Origin of the sequence: Lysobacter sp. TAF61, assembly GCF_052113485.1 — a bacterium.
Lineage (GTDB): Bacteria > Pseudomonadota > Gammaproteobacteria > Xanthomonadales > Xanthomonadaceae > Lysobacter_J.
The window spans coordinates 1-1,709 of the sequence record NZ_JBFRDH010000018.1; the positions used below are offsets into that span (position 1 = coordinate 1).

Sequence of the window (1,709 nt, forward strand, 5' to 3'; positions counted from 1 at the left end):
CCTGCCCGGGGCCGGCATCGAAGAAGAGCGACCTAGGGGCTAGCGGAGTCGCCCGCCACGCGTCCGCCACCCGTGCGGCTCTACACCCTTACGGCTGCACATCTGCGACAACACGCCTAACGCCAGAGTTAAGCCGCGCCGCGGAGCGGCGTCGGCTTGAACGAATTGTTAGATGCCATACACGCGGACCCCGTGCGCGCGAGCAATGGCTACGATCGAATCCACTTCCCCAAGCTCCGACAGCTGACGGTAAGGCAAGCAATGGGCACAACGCGACGAAAAGAAGAGCAGCAAGAATCCGCCTTGACGCTTTACCTTTGAAATGGCTTTCCAGGACTGAGTAAGTTCCTCGGTGTCACTAAAGGCACGAAGCCCAAAGTCTCCGAACTGGTAGTTGAAGGGCTTGTCCTTGCGCTCGCCGAAAAAGTGGGCCTTTACGGCGTAATAGGTGAGCAGGAGCGGCGTGAAAAGCAGACACAACAGGACGAGGCCAGCGTTGCCAATACCGATCGGCGTACCGTAGTAGAGATGAACTCCAAGCAAGGCCAGCCCTGCAGAAGGAAATGCCAATGACCACAGGGCGCTTGGCACGGTCTGAAAAGACATAACGAGGCCGGATCGTACGCGATCCCACAGCGTGTAGCGGAATTGGACTTGAAGTGCGGGAGTGTCTGACATGACATCTAACGCCAGAGTTAAGCCGCACCGCGGAGCGGTGTCGGCTTGAATGAATTGTTAGGCGGCACCGACACCTCCGGGCCCGCCACGCCTGTACAACCAAGCCCCCGCAACGGCAAGCGCAACACCACCATAGAACGAACCAAACAACGCCCAGTGTTCACGAGCTGTCAGGTAGACGACCGTGCCGCCTCGCACATGATGCTCTATGGTGCGGCCGACCTCCGGAGAAGTCGGCCGAGTGCGTCCGTAGTTCCGCTCCAGAATGGGCGAAACACTTGCGCTGGCCAATCCGAGCAACAACGAGAAGACTGCGAGAGCGCGCATTTGTGCCACCTAACGCCTGAATTAAGCCGAGCCGCGAAGCGGCTTCGGCTTGAATGAATTGTTAGGGCACATCGGCGCGCTCCACCGACTTGGCTAGCACCCAGCCATGCATCCCGTAGCTGGTCTCCAAATCGTAGCCGGCTACGCCCTCTGCCCGGCAATGGGCCTGCGCGTTCTCGAGCGAGTCGGCCCAGTGGCCTGGCCAGCCCACAAGCCGGAACCCCTCAGCAATTGTGTCCCATTCTCGGCCAAGTAGCTCCTCAGCAGAAACTGGGACGAGATCAAACACCCAAGACGGCATAAGCGGGTAAGGGAACTGGTGCGCCACCACCCCTTTGAACCTTATGTCGAACAGTAGCGATCCTTCGGGGCCTGCTCGGAGGTGCAGCAGTACCTCTCCCGTTCGCGAGTCGGCCGAGTAGGCCAAGACCTGACTGTCGTGTACGCCGGGAAACATTCCTGTGGGCCCTAACGCTAGAGTTAAGCCGAGCCACGAAGTGGCTTCGGCTTGAATGAACTGTTAGACAGCATCTCGCTTGCGCCCCACGCTGCTGTCAAGCGTTATCAGGACGAGCACCGCGAGAAGCAGCCATGTCCAAACGATATGGACATGTAGGTAGACCGGAGCATGCACTACAAACATCGATGAGAACGCCACCCAAGGCAAGAATATAAGTGTAGCGACCAAGGTTCGGGGCCAAAGC

General features: G+C 58.9%; 1 protein-coding gene. It reads right to left on the reverse strand.

Annotation, left to right across the window (positions count from 1 at the left end; genetic code table 11):
- Nucleotides 1-168: 168 nt before the first annotated feature.
- A complete protein-coding gene (locus AB4Y64_RS17615) occupies nt 169-606 on the reverse strand; it encodes a YcxB family protein (RefSeq protein WP_441817744.1) in 438 nt (145 codons plus the stop codon).
- Between the last annotated feature and the right edge of the window lie 1,103 nt (nt 607-1,709).